Below are 13,590 nucleotides of genomic sequence, written 5' to 3'. Positions count from 1 at the left end.
TGCTATCTGAACAATTCATTTCGACTATACCTCGATGGACGTTACGCTGCGACATCACTCTTTTTCTTCGAGGTCCTGTCATGAAAGTTCTTGTCGTCTATGCCCATCCCGAACCGCGCTCGCTGAACGGTACGCTTAAACGCTTTATCGTCGATCGTCTGGGCAGCGCTGGCCATTCGGTCCAGGTGTCCGACCTGTACGCGATGAACTGGAAAGCGTCGCTCGATTCAGCGGATTATCCGCAGCGCGAATCCAGCGCTCCGTTCGATCCGATCGCGGAGTCGGAGCGGGGTTACAAGCTGGGCGAGCAAAGCGAAGACATCTCGCGCGAGCAGCAGAAGCTGCTGTGGGCGGACACGGTGATCCTGCAGTTTCCGCTGTGGTGGTTCACGATGCCCGCGATCATGAAAGGATGGGTCGACCGCGTGTTCGCGCATGGATTCGCGTACGGTGTCGGCGAGCACTCGGACCGCCGCTGGGGCGATCGTTACGGCGAAGGCTCGATGGCCGGCAAGCGCGCGATGCTGCTGGTGACCACCGGCGGCTGGGAGTCCCATTACGGTCCGCGCGGCATCAACGGTCCGATCGACGATCTGCTGTTCCCGATCCATCACGGCGTGCTGTATTACCCGGGCTTCGACGTGCTGCCGCCGTTCGTCGTGTACCGGACGAGCAAGACCGATGCCGACCGGGTCGCGCAGATCCGCGAATCGCTCGGGCAGCGGCTCGACACGCTCGCGACCGCTACGCCGCTACCGTTTCGCCGCCAGAACGACGGCAGCTACGAGATTCCCGCGCTGAGTCTGAAGCCCGACGTCGCGCCGGGCATCGAGGGATTTGCCGCGCATCTGGCGCAGTGAACGTTGCGCTGCAGCTAACGCGCCTTTAGCGCACCAGTTGCCGCACACCGAGCGCGACGATCGCCGCGCCGCACGCGCGGTCGATCCACGCCTTGCCGCGCCGATAGCGTGTCGCGATACCCGCATGCGACAGCACCAGGGCGACGAAGCCGTACCACCGCCGGATAAGGCGAGAAGAAAAAGAGCTGACCGGTATTGTCACACGCACGCGTCCGGCTACGTCTATCCCCCTGTGTGCGATGTCGTTTCTGCGGGCTGATGCTGCCGTCGCGTTCGCCCCGGTTGCGAACGCGACCGAACGCGGCTACTGTCGGGCCGTTAATTACCCCAATACGCACCCTAACCGTCGTCAAGCAGGAGCATGCGATGAGCATCCGTATCGTCAGGCTGGGTTCGCCGCGCGTCAAAAACGAGGGCGTGCGCATCGGCACCGTGCGGCGGCCGCCGCGTGGCGTGCCCAAAAGCGAGTTCGCGACGCGCGACTACTACGACGTCTGGCTGCCGGTTCTCGCGCCGAGCCTGCCGTTGATGGCACAAGCGAAGGCCGCCACCGACGATGCCGAATGGAACGCGTTCGCACGCCGCTTTCGCGCGGAGATGGGCGGCGACGCAAGCAAGGTGCTGGACTTGCTGGCCGTGCTGTCCGCGTCGACGGATTTTTCGGTCGGCTGCTACTGCGAGGATGAGCATCGCTGCCATCGCGGCATTCTCAGGGAACTCCTCGCCGAGCGGGGCGCGGACATCGTGTAATCGAATCGGCCGGCGGAAACAAACGGTAGAGACGGTAGCAGCCGATAGAATATGAGCATCTACTCGTGTTCGCCCCCTTGAAGCTGTAACCCTCGACCCATGACCCGCACGCCCCGGAACGATCCACTCGCCCCACGCAAGGCATCGCTGCAACGGCGTTCCGCCGCGACCGTCGACGCGATCGTCGAAGCGGCGGCCCGCATTCTCGAAACGCGCGGCCCCGACGGCTACACGACCAACGCGGTCGCGGCGCTCGCAGGCGTCAGCATCGGTTCGCTGTATCAGTATTTCCCGAATCGCGACGCGTTGACCGCGCGGCTGATCGAGCGCGAAACCAGCGCGCTGCTCGACGACGCACGGCGCGCGGCTACCGAAACCACCTGCGCCGACGCGCTCGCGCGATTGATCGACGCCGCGGTCGCGCATCAGATGCGCCGGCCGGCACTCGCGCGTCTGATCGATTTCGAGGAGCGCCGGCTGCCGCTCGGCGATCAGAACGAGCGCGTCGCGGAGCAGTTGTATCGCGTGATCGTCGATGCGCTGACGCGTGCCGACGCGCCTGTCGTCGCGGACCGCGAAGTCGCCGCACAGGACGTGCTCGCGCTCACGCACGGCATCGTCGACATGGCCGGCGAGCGCGGAGAAACCGACGCAGCCGCGTTGCGCGAGCGCGTGTGGATCGCGGTCCGCGGCTATCTGGTCGGGATGGCCGAAGTGCATCGGGCTGCCTCCAGGTCGCATGAATAGCCGACCTCGCGCATATTTCCATTTTCTTTCAAGGCAGTGCCCATGTCTTCCGTAGACGCTTTCAAGCTGGTGCTGCTGTCGCTGATCGCGATCATCGTCCTCGAACTCGTGGCGAAACGGTTGCGTCTGCCGCCCGCGGCTGCGCTGCTGGTCGGCGGCGCGGCAATGGCGTTCGTGCCCGGTCTGCCGCCGGTGACGCTCGATCCCGATCTGGTGCTGATCGTCTTCCTGCCGCCGCTGCTGACGAACGGCGCGTACTTCTTCGTCTGGGACGACTTCAAGCGCAACCTGAGCGGCATCCTGCTGCTCGCGGTCGGCGCGGTCACGTTCACGACACTCGCGGTCGGCGTGATCACCCATCTCGTCGTGCCGGGGCTGCCGTGGGCTGCCTGCTTCGCGCTCGGTGCGATCGTGTCGCCGCCGGACGCGGTTGCCGCGAAGGCCGTACTCGAACGCGTCGCGCTGCCGCGCCGGCTGATGGCGTTGCTCGAAGGCGAGAGCCTGCTGAACGATGCGGCGGGTCTCGTGCTGTTCCGCTTCGCGATCACGGCCGCATTGACCGGCGCGTTCAGCTTCGAGCGTGCCACGCTGACGTTCGCCGCGCTGGCGGTGGGCGGCGTCGCGGTCGGCCTTGCGATCGGCTGGCTGGTCGTGCGTCTGCTGCGCGCGCTCGACGACGAGTATCTGATCATCACCGCCTCCGTGCTGGCCGGCTGGATCAGCTACGTCGCCGGCGATCTGGCGGGGGTGTCGGGTGTGATCTCGACGGTGACCTGCGGGATGGTGCTGGGCTGGCATCAGCACGAGGTGTTTTCGGCGTCGGTGCGCATGCGCGGCACCGCGTTCTGGCAGGTCATCGTGTTCCTGCTCGAAGCGCTCGTGTTCGTGCTGATCGGGCTGTCGCTGCGCGGTGTAGTGGTGCGGCTCGGCGGCTTCGGCGACGTGATCGGCGCATACGGTCCCGCGGTGGTCGCGATCGTCGCGGCGGTCGTGCTGTCGCGCTTCGTCTGGGTGTTCGGTGTCGTTGGGCTGCGTGCGGGGCTCGAGCGCATCGTGCGTCGGCGGTCTGCCGGACCGGTCGAGCCCTCGGGGGGCTGGCGCGGCGCGACGGTAGTCAGCTGGGCGGGGATGCGTGGCGTGGTCACGCTCGCGATCGCGCTGTCGCTGCCCGAAACGATACCGGGCCGCGACCTCGCGCTCGTCGCCGCGTTCGCAGTGATCCTCGTGACGGTGCTGCTGCAGGGCACGACGATCGGCCCGTTGATTGCAGCGATCCGTCTTGCGCGCGGCGAGGCGCGGGCCGCGAATCATCTGACCGAGCCGCAGGCGTGGGCGCGTATCGAAGCTGCGCAGCTTGCGGCGATCGAGCCACTGGTGCGCGCGCCGGACGGCACGCTGATTCATCCGCGGCTTTTCGAGCAGTACAGCTACCGTGCGCGAATCGCCGCGCAGATGCAGCAGGCCGAATCGTTTCCAGTCGAGGCGCGTACGGCTCACTACGACGTCGTGCTCGCGGCGATCGCCGCGGGCCGCGTGGAACTGCTGAAGCTGCACCGCGCAGGGCTACTGCACGACGAACTGCTGCATACGCTCGAACACGATCTCGACCTGCAGGAGATCGGGGCGCAGCACGCGCGCGGTTAAGAAGGTAGAAGGGGGCTAGAGGCGGCCATACGGTTGCGATAACGCTTTCGCGGACCGGATGAGGTCTTCCAGCATCGTCGTGCGCCTCTGCGGATCCGTGTCGCGGCTCGTCATGAAGCAAAGCGCGGCGACGGGAAGACCAGTGCGGTCGTGTACGGGTGCCGCCATGCACAGTCGAAACGTGTGCGACAGACCTTCGGTGCAGCAGTACCCCAGCTCGGCGGCGCGCTGGACGTCAGAGAGAAAGTCCTGAAATTCAACGCGTCTGCCGTTGTCGAGGATAAAGTCTTCGTCCGGGATCAAGCTGCGAATCTGTTCCGCCCGCAGATGGGCGAGCAACAGGCGGCCCGATGCGGTCCACGGAATCGGCACCTTCACGCCGATGTCGGAACTGATGTTGAAGGGTCGCGAACTGTTCTCCGACAGCACCACGGTGTACTTGTTGCCTTCGAGCATGCATAGCTGCGCGGTTTCGTCGTGCGTCCGGACGAGTGCGAGGATCGCCTGGTGGGCGCGGCTGATCAGATCGTTGTGGATCGCATAGTCGGAGCCGTAGTAATGCATCTCGCGGCCGAAGAACACGCTGCCGTCGGCGGTTGTCTCGAGCCATCCGGCTTCGGTCAGCATCGTGACCAGTTCGTAGATGCTCGAGCGTGGCGCGCCGGTCGCTTCGATCAGCTCGCGCATCGTCAGCGGACGCCGCGCGATGTGCAGTTGTCTGAGAATGCCGATGACGCGGTCGACCCCTCTCGCCCTCGATGATTCTGTTGCGGACATTCGTTCAACTCCGTCGGCGATCGTGATCGCAGTTTGTCTTTTATATGACGCGAGTCTGGCGCGCCAGGGGCGACGCGTGACGTCCCTCGTCAGGTGCTCAATGGTCGAGCACGCGATGCAGGAACTGCCGGGTACGTTCGTTCTGCGGGTTCACGAAGATCTGCTCCGGAACACCCTGTTCCGCAATCACACCCTTGTCCATGAAGACGACGCGGTCGGCGGTCTTGCGCGCAAAGCCCATCTCGTGCGTGACGACGACCATGGTCATGCCGTCGCGCGCGAGGCCGCGCATCACTTCGGTCACTTCGCCGACGAGTTCCGGGTCGAGCGCGGACGTGGCCTCGTCGAAGAACATGATGCCCGGCTCCACGGCCAGCGCTCTCGCGATCGCGACACGCTGCTGCTGGCCGCCGGAGAGCTGGCTGGGGTAGTGCGTGGCCCGATCGGCAAGACCGACCCGGTCGAGCGCGTCCATCGCTCGCTTGCGTGCGTCCGCAGCGTTCATCCTGCGTGCCTTGATCAGCGCGAGCGTCACGTTGCCGAGCGCGCTCTTGTGCGGAAACAGGTTGAACTGCTGAAACACCATGCCGACATGCCCGCGGATTTCCTTCGCCCGGCGCGCATCGTGCAGCGGCACTTCGTTGACCCAGACTTCGCCCGCGTCGGCCGTTTCCAGGCCGCTCATGATGCGCAGAACGGTGCTCTTGCCCGAGCCCGACGCGCCGATCAGCACGAGTACTTCGCCCGGCCGTACATCGAGATTGATTTCCTTCAGAACCTGCGTGGTGCCGAACGACTTGCTGACGCCGGTGAGGTTGATGATGGGCTTCGACGTAGTCACAGTGGTCATGACAGCAGGCTCCTTCTTCGGTCATGGTGGCGCACCCACTGCGACAGTGGAAAGCACACGATGAAATAAAGCACGGCAACGAGTCCATAGATTTCCACGGGTTTGCCGACCCGGTCGACGATGGCCTGACCGCCATGCATCAGTTCCGACATACCGATCATGCTGACGATCGACGTGTCCTTGATCAGCGACAGATACTGGCCGACGAGCGGCGGCATCACGATCTTTCCCGTCTGCGGCAGGATCACCGAAAAGAAAGCCTGGGTCTTGCTGAGCCCGAGGATCTGCGATACCTCCCACTGGCCTTTCGGCACGGCTTCGATGCCTGAGCGAAACACCTCGGCGATGTAGGCGCCTTGATAGACGCTCAAACCGACGACCCCCGCCGCGAATACATCGATCGCGTAGCCGAAATACGACACGCCGAAATAGATGAACATCAGCGTGATCAGCACCGGCGTGCCGCGAAACAGTTCGGTATAGAGCCTCGCGATGCGCGGCGTACCCCATGGTCCGAATGAACGCAGCACGGCGGCCAGCAGCCCGGTCAGCGTGCCGCCGACGATCGCGGCCGCGGAGAGCAGCAGGGTGGCCAGCAATCCCTGAAGCAGTATCGCGAGGCTGGTCGTGAGCAATTCACTCGACATGTTCGGTCTCCGGTTTGAGCGCTCAGGTGCGATCGACCTGTCGTGCGACAGCGAACGGCCAGCGCGTGCGTTTCTTCACGACGAGCGGCGGATGAAAGACCCGTACACCGATCTGTCCCGCGAGCCACGACAACAGGTTGCTCAGGACCAGGTACGCAATCAGCGTGATCGAGAAGGTCTGGATATAGAGGAGCGTGCGCGCGTTGATCACCGTCGCTGTTCCGCTCAACTCCGGCAGCGCGATCGCCGACAGCAGCGACGTGCCGAGCAGTAGCTGGATCAGGTTGTTGACGATCGCCGGATAGACGGCGCGCGCGGCCTGCGGCAACACCACCTCGATGAAGATCTGCGAGCGTTCCAGACCGAGGATGGACGCGGCTTCAAGCTGACCGCGCGGCACGGACTGGATCCCCGCGCGAAACACTTCAGCCAGATAGGCACCGACGTTCACGCCTAACGCGATGACGCCGGCCGCATAGGCGTTGAGCGTGACGCCAAGCGACGGCAACCCGAAGAACACGATGAAGATCTGCAGCAGCACCGGGGTATTGCGGATCGCTTCGATGTACACGCTTGCGATCCCCCGCAGCAGCCCGGCGCGCGAGGTGCTCGCGAGTGCGGTGAGCAAGCCGAGCAGCAGCGCGAGGACGAAGGCCAGCAGCGTGATCTGGAGCGTCAGCCACGACGCGCGAACGAAATCGTTCCAGTAACCCGCAAGGGTCAGCCATTCATAGCTCATGGTTTCTCCGTCGATCGGGCAGCACGGCGTGAGCGGTTTAGTACTGCGGGTTCAGCGGGAAGTGCGGCTCGGCGCCGAACCACTTCTTGTAGAGCTGCGCGTTTTGCTTCGATGCGTTGATCTGGAACAGGAACAGGTTCAGGTAGTCGAGCCAGACCTGATCGCCTGCCTTCACGCCGAACGCGTTGTATTCGAGCGGAACCAGAGCTTCGTCGGTCACGGTCAGATCTGGATCGAGCGACGCCTGATAGGCGAGAAAGTTGTTGTCCTCGATCATCGCGTCGGCTTGTCCCTGCTTGACCGCAAGGATCGCAGCCTGCGAGCTGTCGAATTCCTGGATCTTCACCTGCATGTTGAGCGAGCGCACTTCGTCGCCGTTCGTCGAGCCCTTGACTGTCGCGATCGTGCGATTCGACATGTCCTTGATGGACTTGATACCGCTGCTCTTCTTGACGAGAAGCGCCTCGCTTGCCACCACGTACGGATTCGTGAAAGCGATTTCCTTCGCTCGTTCGAGGTTGCGCGTGAAGTTGCAGAACACCACGTCGACCTTGCTGGTTTGCAGGTTCGGAATGCGGTTGGCGCTCGTCGTATTCACGACCTCAAGCTTGACGCCCATCTGCTTCGCGAGTTCTTTCGCGAGGTCAACGTCGTAACCGTCGGGTTGGCCGTCCTTGTTGTAGAAGCCGAACGGCGCAAAGGTCAGACAGTCGCCGACCCGTAGCGTGCCGCGTTGCAGGACCTGCTTGAGTGTCGAGTCGGCTGCGGCGCCCTGTTCCGGCGCGGCGACCTTCGTGCAGCCCGCCAGCGTCAGCAGACCGGCTACGGCGAACAAACCGATGAATCTTGCGCTTTCCCTGACAAATCTCATTTTCGATCCCGATCTGGTGTGAGAGCTTCGTGCGTGAATGGGCGATCAACATGGCCGGCGCGGCAGGCTCCCCCGATCGAGGTGATCGAGGCAATCGCGTGCTAACGGCTGGTTGTCTGATATATCGGAATCACATCCGACATGGCAGATGGAGGGGAGTGTTTCATGCGAAAAAAATAGTTGCAACGGGGTATACACCGGCCGGCGAAGGTCTTGCGTCGCGGTGGACGCGACCGTGCGCGGATCGTTGTGTAGATGGGGCGGGAGGGATGATTTCTCGTCGAGGGAGGGGGTACACCACACCGCTCGGACCGCGCAGGGCTGCAGCACGACGAGCGGTTGCCTACGCCCGAACGCGATCTCGATGCATGGGTATGCACGTGGACGTGCACGCGCCGGGGACCGGCCTTTGCCTGCTCCCCGCCTTCAGAAAATACGACTAGACCGCGATCTTCGAACCGCGCAAACGGATACCTAGCCGTACGAGCGCAATCACCGCATTCGACAGCAGCCGCAAGTCGATCGGCATGCTGCGGCGGCGGATATCGAGCAGCAGCACGATGCGCACTTCGTCGCTCGCATTGCGCACCTCATGCACGAACGTGTCGTCCCACAACATGAACTCGCCGTCGTGCAGCCGATGCGGGTGACCGTCGACAGTTAGTGTGGCGGCCGGCAAGCCGTCGGCATCGAGCGGCATCGACAGCACGAGATAGCCGCGCAGGATGCCGCGAAACGGTCCGCGATGCGGGGGGATGTGCTTGCCCGGCGCAAGAAACGAGAACGATGCCGAGAGTACATCGGGCGATTGCGCGACGATTGCGGCGAGTGTCGGGCAGCGCTCGAGATTGCGCGGGAAGCGCACACCGTAGGCCTGCATGATGTACATGCGCCAGTCGCGACCATCGTTCGCCGAGATATCGGCTTGCTCGCGCATGACTTCATGAAAACGCGGGATGCGGGCGAGGCTGGTCGCGACCTGCAGCGCCTCGGCGCGAATCGCTTGCCAGTTCGCCTCGAAACGCGCGGCATCGGGAAAGAAGTGCGCGGCGTCCAGCACGGGTGCATCGTGCAGGCGCCGATCGTAGATGCGGCGCATGAGCTGCGCGCCGCGGTCGTAGAGCCGGCCCATTGCCGCGATCGCGGCGGTGGCCAGAGTTCGTGTGGTAGAGGAACTGTGGATATCCATTCGTAATTTACGTGCCCTGACTATCTGCGCCAGCCATATCCACCACCGCCAATACCGATGCCGAGATCGATGGTCGGCGCGTAATAGGCGGGCGCCGGGTAGTAGCCGTAAGCAGGGGCTGGCGCGTAACCATACGGAGGTGCGACGATGCAGCCGGCAAGCGTACCGCCTAATGCGAGTACAACAATGAGCCTGATCACGATCTTTTCCTGCTGCGCCTGCAACGCGCAAAAAGCGACCCACCCTGGAGGGCGGGCCGGGACAAGGAGGTAGATGAAGAAGCGCTTTCGCGCCGGGTAATACGCCTTGAGTGTAGATCGATCCGTCACGCGTGAAGTTTCATGCATCTTCACATGTGTTACGCATTTTGACCGCAAGCTTACGGGGTTGCTTACGGATTCCTTCGCTAGAGCGCACTGGCTTGCTGGCGCCGCCTCTGCAAGCGGCGGCGGAACCAGAATGTCCAGAAGGACAAGCCCCCATAAATGGAGTAGCCGATGACGGGTATCACGACGAGCGTGCGTTCGACGGGCCAGTGCCATGCGATCCAGCAACGCAACAGTGTTTCTACCACGAGCCCCGTGCCCCACACGGTTGTCATCAGACGCATCGCAGCGCGAAAAGAGGCGCTCTCGCTCCATAGCATTTCGAAACGCTCGATGCCGCCGCTCCGCTGTCTCGCGATGGATGCGCGAGCGAGGTAAAAGATCAGAGGCCGCGCCAGGACAAGCGAGAAAAGAAACGCGATGCCGACTGCGCCGGTAACCAGCGACTCGCGCATCAACAGGATTCGCGGACTTCCTCCAAGCGCCATCATCGCGATCGATAGCGCAATGCCCAGCAGCACGAGCACGCTTAGCGCATCGACGCGGCGCGACCTTGCAAATTCGACGAGGCTCCACACAACCGGTGGCACGGTCGACGCATAGAGCGCGTCGGCATCGCCGAAGTGCGGCTGCACAGTGCGATACACGAGCCATGGAAGCAGCAGATTGACGCCGAGTTCGAGGATAAAGCCGGCTCTGATTTTCACGTGCGATTGATCGTTGCGCGAGATCGGGAAGGGGCGAGGGCGGGCCTAGTATAAGCTTTTCGGGGAGACGTCATCGACCGTGTCAAGACGCTCTCCTGACGCACCCATGGGGTAATGAAAGCGCATCATGTTCAAATGCAGTTTTCGGGGAGGCACGCATGATCACTGAAGATCGACAAAACGGTAACGGGTCCGGTCGCGCGGTCAAACGGTATGCGGTGCGAGACTTCTTCCGCCGACCCGACAGGCATTCATTCATCATCGCTCCCGATGGACGGCATCTGTCGTTTCTTGCGCGGCACGCCGGTCGCCAGAACGTGTTCGTGCAAGCGATCGATGCTGACGGCGCGCCCACAGGCGAGCCGCGCGCCTTGACCCATGAGACGGAACGCGACGTGCCCGGCCATGCATGGAAGGGCAACGGCCACATTCTGTTCGTCAAGGATGTGGGCGGAGATGAAAACTTCCACGTTCTGTCGGTGCCGATCGACAGTGGCGAGCCGCGCGACCTGACGCCGTTCGATGGCGTCAAGGCCAGCATCGTCGACGATCTCAGGGACGACGACCGTCACGTGTTGATCCAGATGAATCGACGCGACCCACAGGTCTTCGACGTTTTTCGCGTCGACGTCATAACAGGCGAACTGACGCCGATCGCCGAAAATCCAGGCAATGTGATCCGCTGGATGACGGATCACGAAGGGCGGTTACGTATCGCGATTGTTTCGGATGGCGTGAACAGGACACTGCTTTACCGCGACGTCGAGACAGCGCCTTTCCGGACCATTCTGACGACGAACTTTCGTGAGACTGTCTCGCCGATGTTCTTCACGTTCGACAACGAACGGCTATACGTTCTGTCGAACCGAAACCGCGACAAGGTCGCCATTTTCGAGTTCGATCCGCAAACGGGCCAGGAAGAGGCGTTGCTGTTCGAGACTTCGCATGTCGATGTGAGCGGACTCGTGTATTCGAGAAATCGACGCGTGTTGACCATTGCGACATACATCGACGACCGGGTTCATCGTCATTTCTTCGACGACTGGTTTCGGGAGGTCAGGGTCGATCTCGAACGCCAGTTGCCGGGTCAGGACGTGCGCATCGTGAGCTTTACGCGCGATGAGTCGCGGGCAATCGTGCGTACCACGAGCGACCGGTCACCCGGTTCGTTCTGGATCTACGACACCGGGCACCGTCATCTCGCGAAGCTTGCGGACGTGATGCCTGAACTCGACCCCGCCGACATGGTGCCGATGTCGCCGATCCGCGTCACCGCTCGCGACGGTCTGCAGCTCAACGGATACTTGACGTTGCCCGCCGGATTCGAGCTTGGGCAGGAATTTACCGAACCGTTGCCGCTGATCGTCAACCCGCATGGCGGTCCGTGGGCGAGAGACATGTGGGGCTTCAACGTCGAAGCGCAGCTACTCGCGAACCGCGGCTATGCGGTGTTGCAGATCAATTTCCGCGGCTCGACGGGATATGGACGCGCGTTCTGGGAAGCGAGCTTCGGGCAGTGGGGCCGCGCGATGCAGAACGATATCGACGACGCGGTCGACTGGCTCGTGTCGCAAGGGATCGCCGATCCGGCGCGCGTCGGTATCTACGGGGTAAGTTACGGGGGCTACGCGACGCTCGCGGGCGTCGCGTTTACGCCGGACCGCTACGCGGCCGCAGTCGACTATGTCGGCGTATCGAACCTCTTCACTTTACTCGAATCGATGCCGCCGTACTGGCAGCCGCTGCGCGACATGATGTACGAGATGATCGGCGATCCCCGGACCGAAGCGGGCCGGCAGACACTGCACGATGCGTCGCCGCTGTTCTTTGCGGACCGGATCGTGACGCCGCTGCTCGTTGCGCAAGGCGCCAACGATCCGAGAGTCAAGCAGGCCGAGAGCGATCAGATTGTCGACGCTTTGCGTGCGCGCGGTGTCGACGTCGAATACATGCTCAAGGAAAACGAAGGGCACGGCTTCCACAACGAGGAAAACCAGTTCGAGTTTTATGAGGCGATGGAGGAGTTTTTTGCCGTGCACCTTGGCGGCGTGGCGGGCAATTAGCTAGCGCGCAACATGCCGGCGATCGTCGCCATCTGGAATTTTTCGCAACTGCGGCGAAGCGATAAACGACCGCTCTGGAAATTGTCAATCCGAAGCGGCATGACATGCCGCTTCTACACAATTGCCTGCCGGATCGAAGAGAAACGCCCCGTAGTAGTCGGGATGGTAGTGAGGCCGCAGACCCGGATCGCCGTTGGAGCGTCCGCCTGCGGCAACGCCCGCTGCGAAAAAAGCGTCCACGTGCTGGCGGGACAACGCCTTGAAGCACCAGTGGCGTTTGTTCTCGTCGATCGTCGCGGGGTCCAGATAAACCGAAAGGCAAGTCGATACCGTATCGTCCGACGAGCAACGTTCGCCATAGCCCAGTGCGTCGGAACGCTCATAGACTTTAGTCGCGCCTAGCGCGTTCATGATCGCGTCGTAGAACGGACGCGCTGCGTGAATGTCGTTGACGCCTATCGAAACGTGATCGAGAAGCTGCATTGAATCCGCTCCATTCGAAATGGGTTGGTGACGATTACGCTGCCAGGACCTGCAGCCGATCTTCGCGCCAGACAAACAGCCTCGCGGACAGAGAGTAGGGCGAACCGGCGACAATCTCCGCGGCCATCTGACGCAAGCCGCTAATGGTGTCCGTATCCGCGCTGCCGCAGATCAATACTTCATCTCGCGCCGGCAGAGCGATGACCGGGTCGCCCTCTACCGCCACGCGATCGCGCCATTCGTCGAACAGCAGAATCATGCTCGCGTCGTAGTTGCGATCGAGCCGCGCTGCGAACCGGCCACCCCCGCCCTTGATGACGAGCTGGGGCAGCAACTTGCGCAGGTTCGATCGTGCGACGTCGAATAGCGACGCCTGATCCAGTCCGAGATCGCCCACCTGCTTCGGACTCAGGTAGCTCATTTGATCGGGGCGATCCTCAACGTAGGTCAACACGAGCTCGTCGACGAATGGTTCGACGACAAAGCGGCTTTCCGCGGTAGAAATGTCCCCTTGTTTCAGCTGGTTCACGGCGACCTGATACCAGCCAACCGGCTTGAGCACAGGCATGATCATATCGAGTACGGGTCCCGGCTGATCGAAGCTGGCGAGCGTGGTTTCGGCCTGCATCCGTTGCTCTTCAAACAGCGCGTCGAGGCTGTCCGGGTCCAGCAGATAGCGGCTATAGCAGTTGCCGATAAACTGGTTCGCGCTACCACCTTGCTCGTCTTTCCAGTGAACACTCGTCATCGCTGCCGTGTCGCCGTGCTGCACCCTGACTTCGTAGCTGGGGTGACGTGATCGGACATAGTCGGCATAGCGCTCAGCGTAGCCGGCAGGGGGCAGTACCTGTTTATCGGACGCGGGCTTGCCGCTGAAGATCTTGCTCAGAAATGACATTGCAGAACCTCGCGTTTGCAAGTTGATTGCTATACAGAT

The 13,590-nt window shown here is 62.5% G+C and carries 16 protein-coding genes; 5 read left to right on the top strand and 11 right to left on the bottom strand.

Translation table 11 applies throughout. From position 1 onward, the window contains the following. The first annotated feature begins 80 nt into the window (after window positions 1-80). On the top strand, window positions 81-860 hold the full coding sequence (locus tag ACREXZ_RS09225) for an NAD(P)H-dependent oxidoreductase (RefSeq protein WP_431763752.1): 780 nt from the start codon (window positions 81-83) through the stop codon (window positions 858-860). Window positions 861-885: 25 nt separating this feature from the next. Here the strand turns inward: ACREXZ_RS09225 and ACREXZ_RS09220 are convergent, their stop codons facing one another. Next, entirely contained in the window at window positions 886-1,062 is a 177-nt protein-coding gene (locus ACREXZ_RS09220; RefSeq protein ID WP_431763751.1) for a hypothetical protein, read from the bottom strand. A gap of 164 nt (window positions 1,063-1,226) precedes the next feature. Here ACREXZ_RS09220 and ACREXZ_RS09215 point away from each other — a divergent pair, with 164 nt between their 5' ends. The 3 genes from ACREXZ_RS09215 to ACREXZ_RS09205 all read left to right on the top strand — a co-directional run bounded on the left by ACREXZ_RS09215 (window position 1,227) and on the right by ACREXZ_RS09205 (window position 4,001). After that, complete coding sequence (locus ACREXZ_RS09215) at window positions 1,227-1,610, top strand: DUF488 domain-containing protein (protein WP_431763750.1); 384 nt, start codon at window positions 1,227-1,229, stop codon at window positions 1,608-1,610. A 99-nt stretch (window positions 1,611-1,709) separates the two neighbouring features. Continuing rightward, entirely contained in the window at window positions 1,710-2,357 is a 648-nt protein-coding gene (locus ACREXZ_RS09210) for a TetR/AcrR family transcriptional regulator (RefSeq protein WP_431763749.1), read from the top strand. 42 nt (window positions 2,358-2,399) lie between these two features. Further along, window positions 2,400-4,001 (top strand): Na+/H+ antiporter, encoded by a 1,602-nt coding sequence (locus tag ACREXZ_RS09205; RefSeq protein WP_431763748.1) that lies wholly within the window; start codon window positions 2,400-2,402, stop codon window positions 3,999-4,001. A gap of 15 nt (window positions 4,002-4,016) precedes the next feature. Here ACREXZ_RS09205 and ACREXZ_RS09200 read toward each other — a convergent pair whose 3' ends face one another. From ACREXZ_RS09200 to ACREXZ_RS09165, 8 genes are all read right to left on the bottom strand, one after another. Then, complete coding sequence (locus ACREXZ_RS09200; RefSeq protein ID WP_431763747.1) at window positions 4,017-4,778, bottom strand: IclR family transcriptional regulator; 762 nt, start codon at window positions 4,776-4,778, stop codon at window positions 4,017-4,019. A 97-nt stretch (window positions 4,779-4,875) separates the two neighbouring features. Further along, window positions 4,876-5,628, bottom strand: coding sequence for an amino acid ABC transporter ATP-binding protein (locus ACREXZ_RS09195; RefSeq protein ID WP_431763746.1), 753 nt, complete (start codon window positions 5,626-5,628; stop codon window positions 4,876-4,878). Beyond that, window positions 5,625-6,275, bottom strand: coding sequence for an amino acid ABC transporter permease (locus ACREXZ_RS09190; protein WP_431763745.1), 651 nt, complete (start codon window positions 6,273-6,275; stop codon window positions 5,625-5,627). The genes ACREXZ_RS09195 and ACREXZ_RS09190 overlap by 4 nt, the downstream gene beginning before the upstream one ends. Window positions 6,276-6,297: 22 nt before the next feature. After that, a complete protein-coding gene (locus tag ACREXZ_RS09185; protein ID WP_431763744.1) occupies window positions 6,298-7,014 on the bottom strand; it encodes an amino acid ABC transporter permease in 717 nt (238 codons plus the stop codon). 37 nt (window positions 7,015-7,051) lie between these two features. Then, window positions 7,052-7,885 carry a transporter substrate-binding domain-containing protein gene (locus ACREXZ_RS09180; protein ID WP_431763743.1) on the bottom strand — a complete coding sequence of 278 codons (834 nt, stop codon included), beginning with the start codon at window positions 7,883-7,885 and terminating at the stop codon, window positions 7,052-7,054. 439 nt (window positions 7,886-8,324) lie between these two features. Further along, complete coding sequence (locus ACREXZ_RS09175; protein ID WP_431763958.1) at window positions 8,325-9,017, bottom strand: aspartyl/asparaginyl beta-hydroxylase domain-containing protein; 693 nt, start codon at window positions 9,015-9,017, stop codon at window positions 8,325-8,327. A 77-nt stretch (window positions 9,018-9,094) separates the two neighbouring features. Then, on the bottom strand, window positions 9,095-9,274 hold the full coding sequence (locus ACREXZ_RS09170; protein WP_431763742.1) for a hypothetical protein: 180 nt from the start codon (window positions 9,272-9,274) through the stop codon (window positions 9,095-9,097). 206 nt (window positions 9,275-9,480) lie between these two features. Continuing rightward, window positions 9,481-10,107 (bottom strand): VC0807 family protein, encoded by a 627-nt coding sequence (locus ACREXZ_RS09165; RefSeq protein ID WP_431763741.1) that lies wholly within the window; start codon window positions 10,105-10,107, stop codon window positions 9,481-9,483. A 158-nt stretch (window positions 10,108-10,265) separates the two neighbouring features. Here ACREXZ_RS09165 and ACREXZ_RS09160 point away from each other — a divergent pair, with 158 nt between their 5' ends. Beyond that, window positions 10,266-12,170, top strand: a complete 1,905-nt coding sequence (locus ACREXZ_RS09160) for an alpha/beta fold hydrolase (RefSeq protein ID WP_431763740.1) — start codon at window positions 10,266-10,268, stop codon at window positions 12,168-12,170. Window positions 12,171-12,254: 84 nt separating this feature from the next. On the opposite strand, the gene ACREXZ_RS09155 is transcribed toward ACREXZ_RS09160, so the two are convergent. Both ACREXZ_RS09155 and ACREXZ_RS09150 read right to left on the bottom strand, forming a co-directional pair. Further along, window positions 12,255-12,653, bottom strand: a complete 399-nt coding sequence (locus ACREXZ_RS09155; RefSeq protein WP_431763739.1) for a VOC family protein — start codon at window positions 12,651-12,653, stop codon at window positions 12,255-12,257. A 34-nt stretch (window positions 12,654-12,687) separates the two neighbouring features. Continuing rightward, window positions 12,688-13,551 carry a hypothetical protein gene (locus tag ACREXZ_RS09150; protein WP_431763738.1) on the bottom strand — a complete coding sequence of 288 codons (864 nt, stop codon included), beginning with the start codon at window positions 13,549-13,551 and terminating at the stop codon, window positions 12,688-12,690. Window positions 13,552-13,590 lie beyond the last annotated feature (39 nt).

Origin of the sequence: Paraburkholderia sp. (assembly GCF_050742655.1) — a bacterium.
Lineage (GTDB): Bacteria > Pseudomonadota > Gammaproteobacteria > Burkholderiales > Burkholderiaceae > Paraburkholderia.
This window is presented reverse-complemented; position numbering and strand designations above follow the sequence as displayed.